15 protein-coding genes are annotated in these 15,067 nt (G+C 59.7%); 12 read left to right on the top strand and 3 right to left on the bottom strand.

Going from position 1 to position 15,067, the window contains the following annotated elements:
* The first annotated feature begins 135 nt into the window (after window positions 1-135).
* From ACR0J8_RS03190 to ACR0J8_RS03135, 12 genes are all read left to right on the top strand, one after another.
* Complete coding sequence (locus ACR0J8_RS03190) at window positions 136-363, top strand: hypothetical protein (RefSeq protein ID WP_170614199.1); 228 nt, start codon at window positions 136-138, stop codon at window positions 361-363.
* A 113-nt stretch (window positions 364-476) separates the two neighbouring features.
* A complete protein-coding gene (locus ACR0J8_RS03185; RefSeq protein WP_480522725.1) occupies window positions 477-1,595 on the top strand; it encodes a hypothetical protein in 1,119 nt (372 codons plus the stop codon).
* 191 nt (window positions 1,596-1,786) lie between these two features.
* Window positions 1,787-2,800: an inositol 2-dehydrogenase gene (gene iolG / locus ACR0J8_RS03180; RefSeq protein ID WP_480522726.1), complete on the top strand. Its 1,014-nt coding sequence runs from the start codon at window positions 1,787-1,789 to the stop codon at window positions 2,798-2,800.
* A gap of 123 nt (window positions 2,801-2,923) precedes the next feature.
* Window positions 2,924-3,844, top strand: a complete 921-nt coding sequence (locus tag ACR0J8_RS03175; protein ID WP_170614202.1) for a sugar ABC transporter substrate-binding protein — start codon at window positions 2,924-2,926, stop codon at window positions 3,842-3,844.
* 69 nt (window positions 3,845-3,913) lie between these two features.
* Entirely contained in the window at window positions 3,914-5,020 is a 1,107-nt protein-coding gene (locus tag ACR0J8_RS03170) for an ABC transporter permease (protein ID WP_170614203.1), read from the top strand.
* Window position 5,021: 1 nt separating this feature from the next.
* Window positions 5,022-5,840 carry an ATP-binding cassette domain-containing protein gene (locus ACR0J8_RS03165; protein ID WP_170679361.1) on the top strand — a complete coding sequence of 273 codons (819 nt, stop codon included), beginning with the start codon at window positions 5,022-5,024 and terminating at the stop codon, window positions 5,838-5,840.
* A gap of 159 nt (window positions 5,841-5,999) precedes the next feature.
* Window positions 6,000-7,832: a 3D-(3,5/4)-trihydroxycyclohexane-1,2-dione acylhydrolase (decyclizing) gene (gene iolD / locus ACR0J8_RS03160; RefSeq protein WP_480888867.1), complete on the top strand. Its 1,833-nt coding sequence runs from the start codon at window positions 6,000-6,002 to the stop codon at window positions 7,830-7,832.
* A complete protein-coding gene (gene iolE / locus ACR0J8_RS03155) occupies window positions 7,829-8,728 on the top strand; it encodes a myo-inosose-2 dehydratase (RefSeq protein ID WP_480888866.1) in 900 nt (299 codons plus the stop codon). Before iolD ends, iolE begins: the two co-directional genes overlap by 4 nt.
* A 47-nt stretch (window positions 8,729-8,775) precedes the next feature.
* Window positions 8,776-9,957: a phytanoyl-CoA dioxygenase family protein gene (locus ACR0J8_RS03150; protein ID WP_480522729.1), complete on the top strand. Its 1,182-nt coding sequence runs from the start codon at window positions 8,776-8,778 to the stop codon at window positions 9,955-9,957.
* A gap of 50 nt (window positions 9,958-10,007) precedes the next feature.
* Entirely contained in the window at window positions 10,008-10,814 is an 807-nt protein-coding gene (iolB, locus tag ACR0J8_RS03145; RefSeq protein ID WP_480522730.1) for a 5-deoxy-glucuronate isomerase, read from the top strand.
* The gene (locus ACR0J8_RS03140; RefSeq protein ID WP_480888865.1) at window positions 10,811-11,569 is read left to right on the top strand and encodes an SDR family NAD(P)-dependent oxidoreductase; all 759 of its coding nucleotides are present in this window, start codon (window positions 10,811-10,813) and stop codon (window positions 11,567-11,569) included. The genes iolB and ACR0J8_RS03140 overlap by 4 nt, the downstream gene beginning before the upstream one ends.
* A gap of 24 nt (window positions 11,570-11,593) precedes the next feature.
* The gene (locus ACR0J8_RS03135) at window positions 11,594-12,373 is read left to right on the top strand and encodes a TIM barrel protein (RefSeq protein ID WP_480522732.1); all 780 of its coding nucleotides are present in this window, start codon (window positions 11,594-11,596) and stop codon (window positions 12,371-12,373) included.
* A gap of 3 nt (window positions 12,374-12,376) precedes the next feature.
* Here ACR0J8_RS03135 and ACR0J8_RS03130 read toward each other — a convergent pair whose 3' ends face one another.
* From ACR0J8_RS03130 to iolC, 3 genes are read right to left on the bottom strand one after another with little or no spacing between them, the layout of a single operon-like run.
* Window positions 12,377-13,216, bottom strand: coding sequence for a class II fructose-bisphosphate aldolase (locus tag ACR0J8_RS03130; RefSeq protein WP_170679375.1), 840 nt, complete (start codon window positions 13,214-13,216; stop codon window positions 12,377-12,379).
* The gene (locus ACR0J8_RS03125; RefSeq protein ID WP_480888863.1) at window positions 13,213-14,049 is read right to left on the bottom strand and encodes a 5-deoxy-glucuronate isomerase; all 837 of its coding nucleotides are present in this window, start codon (window positions 14,047-14,049) and stop codon (window positions 13,213-13,215) included. The genes ACR0J8_RS03130 and ACR0J8_RS03125 overlap by 4 nt, the downstream gene beginning before the upstream one ends.
* Before the next feature lie 9 nt (window positions 14,050-14,058).
* Complete coding sequence (gene iolC, locus ACR0J8_RS03120) at window positions 14,059-15,039, bottom strand: 5-dehydro-2-deoxygluconokinase (RefSeq protein ID WP_480888862.1); 981 nt, start codon at window positions 15,037-15,039, stop codon at window positions 14,059-14,061.
* Window positions 15,040-15,067: the final 28 nt, after the last annotated feature.

The raw sequence follows: 15,067 nt of genomic DNA, 5'->3' as shown, positions 1-15,067 counted from the left end.
CTGTTCGAAATTTGGAGAGTGGCCATACTCTGCCATCCAATAGGCCCAACGATTTCCCGCACCGTAACGAAAAAGTGGTAATCAAACGCGACGTGGGGCAGTCTGGAAACCTGCGCCCAGCCAGGAGGTTTCGAAATGCCCCGCTACAACGACATGTTCGAACTGTCGGTCAAGGACATCGACCTGATCGAAAGCTCTCTCCGGATCGCTTTGGCATCGCAGTCTCACGCATCTGCGCAAGAGGATGAAGACGAGAAATCGAAGCGGGAAGAAACGCTTCGCGACATTCAGGAACTGTTGGGGCGGCTTCACGACCAGAAGATATTCTACCGGCCCAAAAGCGGCGTTTACGTCGGGGGCTAGGCTGGGGACATGCGGCCCGGACTTGGGCTGTGTTCTGAGAGCTTCGTGAATACGTCACAGACGGATTGGCCCGATCAATGTACCTTTCGAATATTTTTAGAAAGGTCATTGTTATGCGAACATACAAAATCCCGACACAAAAGCTGAGCGTTGCGCCCGGAATCACGGTGAAGTTTCACGGTAAAGTCTATGTGGATTTCCCAAAAGCCAGGATTGAGGTTCCAACGAGCGTAACAGGCTGCAAGGACCACACCTACCGCATCACTCTGGACCCCGCCAAAGGTCATTGGGACGGTCAGGACAGCCACAAATGGACGCTTGCAAACTACGAGGTGGTCGTTCGGCTGAGTATCGATCCGAACAGGCCGAGATTTGTCAGCGCCGAAGTCTATCACCCGGTCAAGGGGAAGCGCCACCGGTTGTGGCAGGATGAGTTCGACATCTATGACCCTTACAAAGAGCGAAAGGTCGAGATGTTCGCGCAGGGCGCTTTTATCGATCCGATCAAGTCGAATGCCGACCATACATATGCGGTTGGATACGATGATGCCGGTAAGCGGAACTACCTGTGGCCTTGCGGGGGCGATCACGACGAAAATCAGCGGTCCATTGGTCATGGAATGGCCTTTCAACCCGAATGTGATTGCCTATCGCAAATGCGAACCGACCCGCTGACAAAGGGTCTGGCCGGAATCCGGTACGGTCTCGACGGTGTCTGCCATCAGGCGACTAACAGGATCATGTGTACAGCCGGGCTCGAGGTGAATGACGCAAAAGGTTATAAATCAAAGGGCTGGAGATATCTGACGCACACGCTTTACGGGCGGTTGGGTCTGTTGGCCATTGACGGTCTGGGTGTCAAAAAGTGGAAAAGCATCTGCGACGGCTGCCTGACTAAGCGCTACCCGCGGTGTTCGGAAGAAACAGAGTTTTTGGTATCTCCAAACGAACATCCGGGACTGATGCAATCGCACGTGGATTCGCATCAGGAAATGATCGTCCAGTTGCGTCATGACCTGCTGGAAGCCTACACGAAGCTTGCTGCCGGAAAGCTGACGCCAACGGAATACGCGGATGTGCTGAACGCATCCATCAATGGCCACAAGGCGCAGATGCAGGACGTTCTGGGTGATACCCTGCATGCAGAGATTTTTGAGGATATCGCCACTGTCGACGTGGTCGTCGTTGACCCCAAAATCGCCGAAGCCGTTGTTGCAAACGGTGTGTCGTAGGCACGCTTCAAGTGCAGTCAGGCAGCAGATCCGGCAACGAAGAACACGGCAAAGCCGGGCCTGCCACATCGGGTCTGACAGGCTCATGCGGCCGGATTCTGCACCAATTTTCAGCACAGCGCAAAAACATCTTGCAACCGGTTGCAAAGCGAAACATTCTGTCACGCGAATAAAGGATTCGGGAGAATTGAATGCTGAGGATCGGATTGCTGGGGGCCGGACGTATCGGCCGCGTGCATGCGCAGGCGATCACCGCCCACCCCAAAAGCCAGCTATGTGCTGTGTCCGACGCGGTGGCAGAGGCGGCTGAAAGCCTTGCCTCGGACACCGGGGCCGAGGCCCGCAGTTCTGACGACATCATCGCGGACCCGGCAATCGATGCGGTGCTGATCGCCACGCCAACGGACACTCATTCCGACCTGATCGAAGCGGCAACCCGTGCCGGAAAGGCGGTTCTGTGTGAAAAACCTGTTGATCTGAACCTCGAACGCGCCATCGCCTGTCAAAAGGCCACGGCGGACAGTGGCCAACCTGTCATGATCGGGTTCAACCGCCGGTTCGACCCCAACTTTTCTGCGCTTAAGGCTGCGTTGGACGCAGGGGAAATCGGCAAATCCGAAATGTTGTCGATCACCTCATTCGACCCCGCTCCACCGCCGGTCAGTTATATCAAGGTGTCCGGCGGCTTGTTCCGGGACATGATGATCCACGATTTCGACATGGCGAATTATCTAATGGGTCAGCTGCCAAAAACCATCTCCGCCGTGGGGGCATCGGTTGTGGATCCCGAAATCGGCAAGGCCGGAGACGTGGATACCGCTGTTGTTACAATGAGTTATAATGATGGTCGGATTGCCGTCATCAAGAATTCCCGCCGGGCGGCCTACGGATATGATCAGCGCGTCGAACTGCTGGGTTCTGAGGGGTTGTTGCAGGCTCACAATATGCTGGAAAACACTGTGGTCAAATCCACCGACAAAGGCGTTGTCGGGGCGAAACCAACCTATTTCTTCCTGGAGCGTTACATGCCGGCCTATCAGGCGGAATGGGATGCGTTTGTACAGGCGGCCCTGACGGGTGCCGCGCTGCCGGTAACGCTGGAAGACGGGGTTGCCGCGCTTGCAATGGCCGAGGCCGCGACGCGGTCGGCGCAGTCCGGAAGGCCGGTTGACATGTCTGAAATTTTGAAACCGGTTGCAAAATGACCGGAATGCTTCAAACTGACATCAGCTCCGTATCAGACCGGAGTCGCAGAGATTCGGCGCTGCCGAATGATTGGGGCTGACACCCCGACACGAAAATAGACTGTTCTAATGGGAGGAAACAGAATGAATAAGTTCGTAAAGGGCGCACTGGCAGCAGGGGCTCTGGCGCTGGCGACACCTGCATTCGCGCAGGAGATTGTTGTCGTTTCGCACGGCCAGGCCAATGATGCCTTCTGGAACGTCGTCAAGAACGGTGTCGAACAGGCCGGCAAGGACGTGGGCGTGAACGTCGAATATCGCGCGCCTGAAACTTTCGACATGGTGGCCATGTCGCAGCTGATCGACGCTGCCGTGAACCAGGAACCCGATGGTCTTATCGTTTCGATCCCGGATGCGGATGCGCTAGGCCCGTCAATCGAACGCGCAGTTGCAGCCGGTATCCCGGTGATCTCGATCAACTCGGGTTCTGACGTTTCCAAGGAATTGGGCGCCCTACTGCATGTCGGTCAGGACGAGTTCGACGCGGGCAAGGCTGCTGGCGAAAAACTGGCGTCGATGGGCGGCAGCACGGCGATCTGCGTCAACCACGAGGTGGGCAACGTCGCGCTTGACTTGCGTTGCGCGGGCTTCACCGAAGGTTTTGGCGGCAATGTCGAAGTTCTGCCGACCTCGAACGATCCTTCGGAAATCGAATCGAAGGTGGCTGCTGCGCTGGCCGCCAACGAAGCCATCGACACCGTCATGGCGCTGGGTGCCAGCTCGGCCGGTGAGCCTGCGGTTGCAGCCGTCAAAGGGTCTGGCCGCGATGTGAACGTCGCCTCGTTCGACCTGTCGGCAAACTTCCTGCAGTCGATCGCGGATGGCGACGCGGCCTTTGCCATCGACCAGCAGCAGTACCTGCAGGGCTACTTGTCGGTGAACTTCATGGGTCTGCACGCCAAATACGGCCTGATGCCCGGCGGCAACGTGCCTTCGGGTCCGAACCTGATCACGCAGGAAAAGGCGGCGCAGGTGATCGACCTGTCCGCGCAGGGCATCCGCTAATCCCGGAAGGTTCCGGCAAACAACAGGATCGGCGCCAGCGCGCCGATCTCACCGAATTGGGAGGAAACCATGAGTGAGTCAGCGCCCGTCGTATCGGACGAAAGGGTCAAGAAAGAACCGTTCCTAACCAAACTCATGAAACGGCCTGAGTTGGGCGCCATGGCAGGTGCCGTCCTGGTTTTCGTGTTCTTTGCGATCACTGCGGATGAGTCGATGTTTACCCTTGCCGGCGTCATGAACTTCATGACCCCCGCCGCGCAGCTGGGGATTCTGGCCATCGGGGCCGCGCTGCTGATGATCGGCGGAGAGTTCGACTTGTCGATCGGGTCGATGGTCGCGTTCTCGGGGCTGTTTTTCGGCGTCTGCGTCGTGACCTGGCAATTGCCGCTGATCTTCGCCATCCCAATGACATTCCTGTTCGCGGCCTGTGTCGGTGCGATCAACGGCAATATCGTGATCCGCTCGGGCCTGCCATCGTTCATCGTGACGCTGGCGTTTCTGTTCATTCTGCGCGGCCTGTCCCTGGTTGGTTTGAAAATGGCGACAGGCGGCTCGACCCAGTTGCGCGGCGTGCGCGATGCGGTCGAAAACGACTGGCTGGCACCATTCTTTTCCGGCGAAGCGTTCGGAGGCCTGTTCGCCTGGCTGGCGGCCAACGGCATGATCGACACGTTCAAAAGCGGTGCGCCCAAGGTGCCGGGTATCCCAGTCGAAATCCTGTGGTTCATCGTCATCACGCTGGCGGCGACTTATGTGCTGCTGCGCACTCCGGTCGGAAACTGGATCTTCGCCTCGGGCGGGGACAGGGTTGCGGCTTCGAACTCGGGTGTTCCGGTCAACCGCGTCAAGGTTTCGCTGTTCATGCTGACCGCCTGCTGCGCCGCATTGGTTGCGATCATCACGGTGATGGACGCTGGTTCGACCGATGCGCGCCGGGGCTTCCAGAAAGAATTTGAGGCGATTATCGCCGCAGTGATCGGCGGCTGTCTGCTGACCGGCGGATATGGCTCGGCCATCGGGGCGTTCTTTGGCTCGATCATCTTCGGCATGGTTGTCATCGGCCTCACCTATACCGACTTCGATCAGGACTGGTTTCAGGTCTTCCTGGGCGCCATGCTGCTGATCGCCGTTCTGTTCAACAACGCGATCCGTAAACGCGTAACCGGGGAGCGCTGATATGACCGAAGACACCAAGTTTCACCACGGCGACGCGACCGATGCCGCCCCGATCGTGGAAATGAAAAATATCGAAAAGCACTTTGGCAATATCATCGCCCTTGCCGGCGTCAGCTTTGACGTCAAGCCCGGGGAATGCCACTGTCTGCTGGGCGACAACGGTGCGGGTAAATCCACCTTCATCAAGACCATGTCCGGCGTGCACAAACCCACCAAGGGCGAGATCTTTTTCGAAGGTCGGCCCCTGCATTTCGACACGCCGCGCGATGCGATGGAGGCGGGCATTGCGACCGTGTTCCAGGACTTGGCGATGATCCCGCTGATGAGCGTGACGCGCAATTTCTTCATGGGCCGTGAGCCTACCAAGGGCAAAGGTCTGCTCAAGCGGTTCGACGTCGATCAGGCAAACGATGTTTGCATGGAAGAGATGCGCAAGATGGGCATCAACCTGCGTGGGCCGGATCAGGCCGTGGGCACCCTGTCCGGGGGCGAGCGTCAGACCGTTGCCATCGCCCGCGCGGTCTATTTCGGTGCCAAGATTCTGATCCTGGACGAACCGACTTCGGCGCTTGGTGTGCGCCAGACCTCGAACGTGCTGGCCACCATCGACAAGGTGCGCAGCCAGGGCGTCGGCGTTGTGTTCATCAGCCACAACGTGCGCCACGCGCTGGCGGTGGGCGACCGCTTTACCGTGCTGAACCGCGGCAAGACACTGGGAACGGCAAAGCGCGGCGAGATTACGCCGGAACAGTTGCAGGACCTGATGGCAGGCGGTCAGGAGATGGCCCAACTCGAAGGATCGCTCGGCGGGACCGTCTGAGCGACGAACTACAGGATGTTCCGCCGCAACGGGTGGGCCATCCAAACCCCGTGGCACCAGACGGCCGCACCCTGATCAGGCCGGTTCATGCGCCTGAAACCTTCAAAAATGCGAAACCCGACAGATTGCCCGCAGCGGCATGTGTTGAAAGGGATCAAGATGAGCAAGACAATCCGACTGACCGCCGCGCAAGCTCTGGTGCGCTATCTGGGGGCACAGATGAACGAGGGCGGAGAGCCTTTCATCGCCGGTGTCTGGGCGATTTTCGGTCACGGCAACGTGGCCGGTCTGGGCGAGGCTTTGCATGGTGTAAGGGACAGCCTGCCAACCTATCGCGGTCATAACGAGCAGACCATGGCGCATGCGGCCATTGCATATTCCAAACAGATGCGCCGCTCGCGTGCCATGGCCGTGACCTCGTCAATTGGTCCCGGCGCCACCAACATGGTGACGGCAGCGGCGCTGGCCCATGTGAACCGGCTGCCGGTTCTGCTGCTGCCCGGCGACGTGTTCGCCACGCGCGGTCCCGATCCGGTTCTGCAGCAGATCGAGGATTTCGGAGACGGTACCGTCAGCGCCAATGACTGCTTCAAACCGGTCAGCCGCTATTTCGACCGTATTTCCCGCCCCGAGCACCTGCTCACGGCGCTGCCGCGCGCCTTCCGCACCATGACCGACCCCGCCGATTGCGGGCCGGTAACGCTGGCCTTCTGTCAGGACGTGCAGGCCGAGGCCTACGACTATCCCGAAAGTTTCTTTGAACCCCGTGTCTGGCATCAACGCCGCATCCGCCCGGATGAGGGTGAACTGGCCCGCGCCGTGGCCGCGATCAGGGCGGCAAAACGTCCGGTCATCGTTGCCGGTGGCGGGGTGCACTATTCAGGCGCGACCGATGCGCTGCAAAGCTTTGTCGAAACGCACAACATTCCGATTGCCGAGACGCAGGCGGGCAAATCTGCGCTGGCCTGGGATCATCCGCTGAATCTGGGCCCCATTGGTGTGACCGGCGGGCAACCCGCCAATGATATCTGCGCCGAAGCCGATCTGGTCTTGGGCATCGGTACGCGTTTGCAGGATTTCACTACCGGCTCGTGGGGTCTGTTCTCGAACCCCGAACGCGAGATGGTCTGCCTGAACATCGCTGCCTATGACGCCGAGAAACATGGCGCGATGCCCCTGCAATCTGATGCGCGTGTCGGGTTGGAGGAGTTGGGCGTCGCTCTTCAGGGCTACCGCGCGGATCCCGTGGCTGACACGCTGAAGGCGGAATGGTTCGGCAAGGTCGACAAACTGACCGACGCGCCCGGCGACGGCAATGCCCTGCCCACGGACATGCAGGTGGTGGGCGCGGTTCAGCGCGCCGCGCATGACGATACAGTGGTCATGTGCGCGGCGGGCACCATGCCGGGTGAGTTGCACAAGCTGTGGAAAGCCCCGCGCCCCGGTGCATATCACATGGAATACGGCTTCAGCTGCATGGGGTACGAGATCGCGGGGGCGATGGGCATCAAGATGGCCCAGCCCGATCGGGACGTGATCTGCTTCACGGGTGACGGCACCTATATGATGGCGAACTCGGAAATGGCGACGGCGGCGATGATGGGTGTCTCTTTCACCGTGGTCATTACCGACAACCGCGGCTTTGGCTGCATCAACCGTCTTCAGATGGGTACGGGTGGGGCTGAGTTTAACAACCTGCTGGATCATGCGGTGCATGAGAACCCCTCGGCCATTGATTTTGCAGCCCATGCGGCGGCGATGGGGGCGACATCGGTCAAGGTCAGCAGCATTGCCGAACTGGAAGATGCGCTTGCCAAACGTGGCGAGGTCACAGGGCCTTACGTGGTGGTGATCGACACCGATCCGTACCCCTCGACCGAATATGGCGGCACTTGGTGGGAAGTGGCGGTTCCCGAGGTCAGCATCCGCCCTGAAGTGAATGAAAAGCGCGCGGCCTATGAAGCCGCCATCAAGGAAAGAAACACGAAATGAGCGTGAAAATCGGGATCTCTCCGATCGCCTGGCAAAATGATGACCTGCCGGATCTGACCGCCGCCTATACAATGGAGCAGGCGCTGAAGGAGTCGCGTGATATCGGTTACACCGGTGTCGAACGCGGCCAGCGGATGCCCGGCGACACTGACGGGCTGCGCGCCTATCTGGAAGGCAATGATATCGCGCTATGCGGTGGCTGGTGCTCGGGCGCGTCGCTGGTCAACGATTTCGCGACAGAGCGTGAGGCCGTGCGCGAGCAGGTCGAGCAATTCGTGGCTCTGAAAAGTCCGTGCATCGTCTATGCCGAATGCTCGAACACCGTGCAGGGTCAGATCGGCACCCCGGTCAACAACCGCCCGAAACTGTCCAGGGACGAGGTCTTGGCCTATGCCGCCAAGATCACCGAGCTGGCGAAATGGATGGCGGATCAGGGTATGCCGATGGCCTACCACCACCACATGGGCACGATCATCGAAACCGAAGATGATGTGAACTGGCTGATGGAAGGGTCGGGCCCAGAGGTAAAGCTATGTTTCGACACCGGCCACCTGCTGTTTGGCGGTGGGGACGTTCTGGCCACCCTGAGCCGCTGGGGCGACCGGGTGCACCATGTCCATTTCAAGGACATCCGTCCGGCGGTCGTGCAGGACGTGCGCGAGAACAACCGCAGCTTTCTGGATGCAGTGATTGCCGGCGCGTTCACGGTTCCGGGCGATGGCTGCATCGACTTTCAGGCCGTGTCCAATGCGCTGAAAGCGATGGATTACGACGGCTGGATCGTGGTCGAGGCCGAGCAGGACCCGGCCAAAGCGCCGCCCTATGAATACTCCAAGAAAGGTTACGACCACATCGTCGAGGTTTGTGGTCAGGCCGGATTGGAGATCGTCGCGTAACATCCGCCCAATTGGGCAACACCTTGGCCATGAGAAAGGAGAACGTCATGGTAGATCGGGACCTTGGTTTTGTCGGTTATTTCGACCGGGAATCCTGTGATCTGGATGAATTCAAGGTGCTGACCTCTCAGAACCTCGACGCTGGCGCGGTGCCACATGCCGCGTCGGTCGAGAAGAACGTTCCAATCTACGACATGCGGGCCTTGCGCCCTGCGCTGGAACAAGCGGATCAGCGCAAGGCGCTGTTGGCAGAATGGGGTCGCGTTCTGGACAAATCGGCGGGCGTGATTGCCCTGAAAGGTGCCTTCGCGGACACGTCCGTGATCGACCGGGCCAGCGATGTCTTCCATCGTATCATCGCGGAAGAACGCCAAAGCGGCGCCGGTGAGGGCGATCACTTCGCCGCATCGGGCGCCAATGACCGGGTCTGGAACGCGCTGCAAAAGCAGTGCCTACGTGACCCTGAAGGCTTTGCGCTTTATTTCGGAAATGCGGTCATCGCCGCCGCTTGTGAGGCGTGGTTGGGGCCGAACTATCAGGTCACGGCCCAGATCAATCAGGTACGTCCCGGTGGAAAGGCCCAGCAGGCGCACCGCGATTACCATCTGGGGTTCCAGAGCGCCGACACGGCCGCGCGCTATCCGGCGCACGCCCATCTGGTTACCGCATCTTTGACCTTGCAGGGGGCGGTTGCCCATTGCGACATGCCGGTCGAAAGCGGCCCGACCAAACTGCTGCCGTTCTCGCAGCTTTATCCGCCGGGCTATCTGGCCTTTCATGACGCGGCGCATCGGGCGCATTTCGAGGAAAACTGTATTCAGTTGCCTTTGGAAAAAGGGGATGCGGTGTTCTTCAACCCGGCCCTGTTTCATGCCGCAGGGGAAAACAGCAGCGCGGATATTCACCGGATGGCGAACCTGCTGCAGATTTCATCCGCCTTTGGCCGCGCGATGGAGGCGATTGACCGGCGTTCCATGTCTCAGGCTGTGTTTCCGGCGCTGATTGCACTGAGACAACGCGGTGAACTCAGCACGGCAGAGTTGGACGCAGCTATTGCCGCTACGGCCGAGGGGTATCCGTTTCCAACCAATCTGGACACCGATCCGCCCATCGGTGGCAACGCGCCCGAAAGTCAGGCCGACATCCTGCGTCGGGCTGTGTCCGAGGGATGGACCGAAGCGCAACTGTCCGAGGCTTACGCAGCCCTGCAAACAAGGCAAGCTGCCTGAATTTAAGACACTGGCGGGCCGTTAAGGCCCGCCCAATAAGGAGAAAACACATGGCAGACCTGCTGAAAAAGCCGTTCGGAACCCGGGGCAAGGTGCACGATATCACGCCTGCAAGTGCCGGGTGGAGCTATGTCGGTTTCGGGCTTTACCATCTGAAAGCGGGCGACCGGGCAGCCGAGGCAACCGGCGACCGCGAGGTCATTCTGGTGATGGTTGAAGGCAAGGCACAGATCAGTGGAGCGGAGCAGGACTGGGGCGTTCTGGGCGACCGGATGAGTGTTTTTGAGAAAACCCCGCCCCATTGCCTCTACCTGCCAAACGGAACCGAGTGGGAGGCCGTCGCCGAAACCGATTGCGTCATCGCCGTATGCTCGGCCCCGGGCAGGGGCGGACATCAGGCCCGCCGCATCGGCCCCGATGGGATTACCCTGACCGAACGGGGCAAGGGTGTGAACACACGCTACATCAACAACATCGCGATGGAGAATGAAGACTACGCAGACAGCCTGCTGGTAACTGAAGTGTTCACGCCGAACGGGCACTGGTCCAGCTATCCCAGCCATCGCCATGACGAGGATGACTATCCGCGCATCACCTATCTTGAGGAAACCTATTACCACCGCCTGAACCCCGCCAATGGATTTGGCATTCAAAGGGTCTATACCGATGACGGGCAGCTGGATGAGACGATGGCTGTCTCGGATGGCGATGTTGTGACCGTCCCGCGCGGACATCACCCTTGCGGTGCGCCATATGGTTTTGAGATGTATTACCTGAATGTCATGGCCGGACCGCTGCGAAAGTGGCGCTTTGTTCCGGCCCCCGAAGTTGAATGGATCATGGAGCGGGACGGTTGACCGATAGCTTTGCCAGTTACCTCAGCCTTGCAGGCAAAACCGTCTTCGTCACAGGCGGCGCTGGCGGCATCGGGGCCGAAACCGTGCGGGCCTTTGCCGCACAGGGTGCGAAGGTAGGGTTTCTGGACATCAACGCGGATGCCGGGCTCGCCTTGCTGGCCGATCTGGACGGCGAGCACGCCTTTGCCCCATGCGATCTGCGCGATATCGAAGCCCTGCAGACGGCAATCGGAGAACTGGCCGACGAATTGGGTGCTGCCGATGTACTGGTCAACAATGCCGCCCATGATGACCGCCACGACTGGCGCGAAGTGACGGCCGAGTATTGGGATGAACGTATGGCGATCAACCTTCGCCACATGTTCTTTGCCATTCAGTCTGTTGCCCCGGGCATGATTGCAAAAGGCGGCGGCTCAATCATCAATCTCGGCTCGAATTCCTGGTGGGAGGCCGGGGCCGGTTTCCCCGCCTACGCCACGGCAAAATCCGCCGTTCACGGCCTGACCCGAACCATGGCGCGCGAGCTTGGAGACCACCGGATTCGCGTCAACACCGTTGTGCCCGGCTGGATCATGACGGACCGGCAGAAAGACCTGTGGGTGACGCCCGAAGCGCTGGCAAAACAGGTTGACCGGCAATGTCTGCCCGACCCGATCGATCCCGTCTACGTGGCCCGCATGGTTCTGTTTCTGGCCTCTGACGATGCCGCGATGTGCAGCGCTGGCAATTTCATGGTCGAAGGCGGCTCGATCTGATCTGCACTTTCTAGGAGAGCTAGCATGTCCCATCCGTTTCAACTTGCGGCCTGCGCCGAGATGCTCTGGCTGGATAAACCTCTGCACTGGCGGGCGGCGCGGCTGAAGGAAATGGGGTTCGGCGTGGGCCTTTGGAGCTGGCCTGATCTGGACATACCAAAGCTTGAAGCCACCGGCGCGGAATTCACCATCATGGACGGCTATGTCGAAGGACGACTGGCCGACGAAGAAGGCGCCGAGATGTTGCTGAAGACCGCACGCGAGTCGGCGCAGGTCGGCAAGCGGCTGGGTGTACAACGCCTGAATTTGCACGGAACGGGTCTGGGCGAAAACGGAATACCAATCTGGCAGCATGAGGTCGTGACCGGCCAGATGTGGCTGAAGGCGCGCGATACGCTGAACCGCATTTGTGATCTGGCCGAGGAGGAAGGCGTGGTCTTCACGCTGGAAAACCTCAACCAACTGGACCATCCCGGTTGTCCGTTCGGATCGACCGAAGACGTTCTGGCCCTGGTGTCGTCCGTTGACCGCCCTCAGCTGCGCATCAATCTGGATCTCTATCACACGCAGATCGGCGAAGGCGACCTGATCCGCTGGTGCGACAAATGCCTGCCCTGGATCGGTGAGATTCAAGTGGCCGACAATCCCGGCCGGTGTGAGCCCGGAACGGGCGAGGTCAACTACGCCTCGGTCGCGCGTGCACTATATGATCTCGAGTACCGGGGACCGGTGGGCATGGAAGCCTACGCGCTGGAGGATCCCGAAACTGCGCTGGCCGCGTTCCGGGCGGCATTCACGGTCTGACGATTATCGCTGCGGTGGGGCGCCGAATGCGCGGATCACCGTACGGGCGGCGGCTTCGACCGGATCGTGCGTCTCTTTCAAAATGGTAACACGATCGAACCGGTTGGGGTCGCGGTTGACCGCGTCGCGCAATGCGGCGCCAAAGGCCATGCGCAGCTCGGTTCCGATGTTGAATTTGCAGATCGAGCTGTCGCGCGCCAGCCGACTGCGCTGTTCCACCGGTACGCCGGAGCCGCCATGAATCACCAATGGCACGTCTGTCATCGCGTCGATCCGCGCGATGCGGTCCTCGTCCAGACCACCTTCCTTGTTTTCCTGCAAATGGACATTTCCGACCGAGATCGCCATCGCATCCACACCGCTTTCGCGGGCGAATTTTGCAGCTTCTTCCGGATCGGTTCCGTTTGATCCCTCGCCCCCCGAATAGCCGACAAAACCAATCTCGCCCTCGCAGGAAATCCCTGCCGCATGGGCCATTTCGGCAATCGCCGCCGTTTCATCAATATTTTGCTGCAGCGGCTTGCGCGACCCATCGAACATCAACGAGGTAAAGCCGCTATCCAGCGCTATCTTGCACTCCTCGAACGTGTAGCCATGGTCCAGATGCGCGACGACAGGAACCGAGGCGTTTTCGGCCAGATGCCGGAACATCTTGCCAAGAATCGGCAACGGCGTGTGCTCGCGGCAGCTGGGGCCCGCCTGCAGGATCACCGGCGCGTTTTCCGCCTCGGCCGCGGCTACATAGGCGCGCATGTCTTCCCAGCCCAGCGTGACAAGGCCCCCCACGGCATAGCCCTGTTCATAGGCGGGCCTCAGAACTTCGGAAAGCGTAACAAGGGTCATTTGAATTTCGCGATCATGTCTTTGATGCCCGGAATCGTCTCAATCTGGTAGGCATGTGTCGGCTGGAAATACTGCACCAGCGAGCGCTGGCTGAGGCCGCCGAGGATGGTGAAATAGTACATCTCATATCCAGGCAGTACGCAGCAGGGATGATAGCCGTTGTCGATGCAGATCGTGGATCCGTCGACAATATGATAGGCATCGCCGGGTTCGTTGTCTTCGCGCTGCAGCATTTGCAGGCCAGACCCCCAGTTGGGTTTGAAACGGAAATTGTAGGTCTCGTCATGCCGGGATTCGTCCGGAAAGCGATTGGTGTCGTGTTTGTGGCTGGGGAAGCCCGACCATCCGCCCTGACCGACGGTGAACAACTCGCTGACCAGCAGGCGACCAACCTTGTCATGCTGTTTCTGGCCGAGGATGTGCTTGATCTTGCGGTGCGTTTTGGTGTCGTCGCTGCCGTATTGCACAAGGTCATGCTGGCGCACATCGAACGGATCCAGAACCTTGTCGTATTTTGCACCCGCAACAAACACCTCGGTCTCGTCCGACACGCAGACCATCTGCGCCTTTGCGCCCACCGGCACATAGACACCTTCCGGCTCGCCGTCCCAGACATCCTCGCCCCGGTTGCCCAGCCGGGGGAACTGAACCCCTTCGACATCGACATCGACACTGCCGGTGGCGGGCACGATGCAGGTCTCATAGCCGGGCACCTGATATTCGAACGCCTCGCCCTTCTTCAGCTTGACGATGTTGAAATAGTTCAGCGGGACGGTCGGATCGTCCGCGTCGACGATCGGGTTGTTCCGGTTGTCATAAGGCGCGATATGCATATCAAACTCCTATGAGGTGGGGCCGGGATGCGCGGCCAAAAAAGCGTTCAGTTCCGGCGTCGTCGGCATGGCGGGGGCGCAACCGGGTTGCGACACCACAATCGAGGCACAGGCCGAGCCACGCATCACGGCATCTTCCAGCGAATACCCCGCCGCAATCGAGGCCAGCAGACCGGCCATGAAACTGTCGCCGGCGCCGACGGGCTTGATCGCATCGACAGGGTAGATTCCGGTCGTGATCTCCTGACCGTCAGCAAGGGTCACGGCACCTTTTTCGCCCATCTTGTAAATCACGACGCGGCCCGGTTTTGCGGCCAGTTCACGGGCCTTGGCAAACCCCTTGTCGATGCCACCCGCCATGAACCCGAATTCTTCGTCATTGCCCACGATCAGGTCGCTCGCCTCGCCTGCCCGGGACAGGACGTCGGCGGCAACTTCGGGCGAAGGCCAGCTATAGGGGCGATAGTCGATGTCGAAAATCACTGGCAGCCCTGCGTTGCGCGCGTTCTCGAAGGCGCGGAACGTGGCGCTTCGTGAGGGTTCCGAAGCAAATACCGTTCCAGCGGAAAGGACGGCTGAGAAGGCACCGTAGTCAACCTTGTCCACATCCTCTTCCGTGACCTGGAAATCGACCGCGCCGTTGCGATAGATCACGTTCTGAAAGTTCTCGGTCGTGCTTTCATAGATCGCCATGGACATGCGGTATTCACCGCCGATCACGCGGATGTAGGATGTATCCACGCCGTAGTGCCGCAACCGGTTCAGGCAAAACCGCGCAACGGCGTCGTCCGAAACCGACGTGACCAGCGATGCTCGGCTGCCCAGCTTGACCAGGCCGGCACAGATGTTGGCGGACGAGCCACCCAGATCGGCGTGGAAGGTATCGGCATCCTCGCTTTTGACACCGATCGGGTCCGCGAACAAATCCATGCCTGCGCGCCCGAAAACGGCAAACCGGTTTCCTTTGATACCATCTATCAAAGCGCTCAATTCATGTCCTCCGGCAAAATGGGGTCGG

The organism is Ruegeria sp. N11, from assembly GCF_056531525.1.
This window is presented reverse-complemented; position numbering and strand designations above follow the sequence as displayed.

Coding starts and splice junctions, on each gene's coding strand:
- ACR0J8_RS03190 (WP_170614199.1), top strand. CDS start 136: ATGCCCCGCTACAACGACATGTTCGAACTGTCGGTCAAGGACATCGAC.
- ACR0J8_RS03185 (WP_480522725.1), top strand. CDS start 477: ATGCGAACATACAAAATCCCGACACAAAAGCTGAGCGTTGCGCCCGGA.
- iolG (WP_480522726.1), top strand. CDS start 1,787: ATGCTGAGGATCGGATTGCTGGGGGCCGGACGTATCGGCCGCGTGCAT.
- ACR0J8_RS03175 (WP_170614202.1), top strand. CDS start 2,924: ATGAATAAGTTCGTAAAGGGCGCACTGGCAGCAGGGGCTCTGGCGCTG.
- ACR0J8_RS03170 (WP_170614203.1), top strand. CDS start 3,914: ATGAGTGAGTCAGCGCCCGTCGTATCGGACGAAAGGGTCAAGAAAGAA.
- ACR0J8_RS03165 (WP_170679361.1), top strand. CDS start 5,022: ATGACCGAAGACACCAAGTTTCACCACGGCGACGCGACCGATGCCGCC.
- iolD (WP_480888867.1), top strand. CDS start 6,000: ATGAGCAAGACAATCCGACTGACCGCCGCGCAAGCTCTGGTGCGCTAT.
- iolE (WP_480888866.1), top strand. CDS start 7,829: ATGAGCGTGAAAATCGGGATCTCTCCGATCGCCTGGCAAAATGATGAC.
- ACR0J8_RS03150 (WP_480522729.1), top strand. CDS start 8,776: ATGGTAGATCGGGACCTTGGTTTTGTCGGTTATTTCGACCGGGAATCC.
- iolB (WP_480522730.1), top strand. CDS start 10,008: ATGGCAGACCTGCTGAAAAAGCCGTTCGGAACCCGGGGCAAGGTGCAC.
- ACR0J8_RS03135 (WP_480522732.1), top strand. CDS start 11,594: ATGTCCCATCCGTTTCAACTTGCGGCCTGCGCCGAGATGCTCTGGCTG.
- ACR0J8_RS03130 (WP_170679375.1), bottom strand. CDS start 13,216: ATGACCCTTGTTACGCTTTCCGAAGTTCTGAGGCCCGCCTATGAACAG.
- ACR0J8_RS03125 (WP_480888863.1), bottom strand. CDS start 14,049: ATGCATATCGCGCCTTATGACAACCGGAACAACCCGATCGTCGACGCG.